The organism is Neokomagataea anthophila (genome assembly GCF_018122595.1).
Taxonomy (GTDB): Bacteria; Pseudomonadota; Alphaproteobacteria; order Acetobacterales; family Acetobacteraceae; genus Gluconobacter; species Gluconobacter anthophilus.
The window spans coordinates 1-272 of record NZ_JAGRQH010000042.1 but is presented as its reverse complement, the minus strand read 5'-3'; the positions used below and the strand labels follow the sequence as shown (position 1 = coordinate 272).

The 272-nt window shown below is 34.6% G+C and carries 1 protein-coding gene; it reads left to right on the top strand.

Annotated elements, in window-relative coordinates:
* Positions 1 to 27: 27 nt before the first annotated feature.
* Positions 28 to 272 (top strand): helix-turn-helix domain-containing protein (locus tag KB213_RS12010; RefSeq protein WP_211683460.1); only part of this gene is annotated, 245 nt, incomplete at its 3' end.

The window sequence follows — 272 nt, the reverse complement described above, 5'->3', positions numbered from 1 at the left end:
ATAATGTTCAACTTAAAATGAAGCAAAATGTATATAGACAATGAAAACTTTGATAAATGGATGGAGAAGCTATCGAAAAAGCTCTCCGAAATCGGGCAAGACCTGAGATCCCTAGTCAATACTAATAATGTATTAGATGAAAACGAAAAGTTACTCGACAATCAGGATTTATCATTCCTGCTGAAAGTATCATATCGAACTCTACAACGCTATCGGACAAATGGTAAACTCCCCTATTTCATGATAGGTCATAAAACTTACTATCGATCATC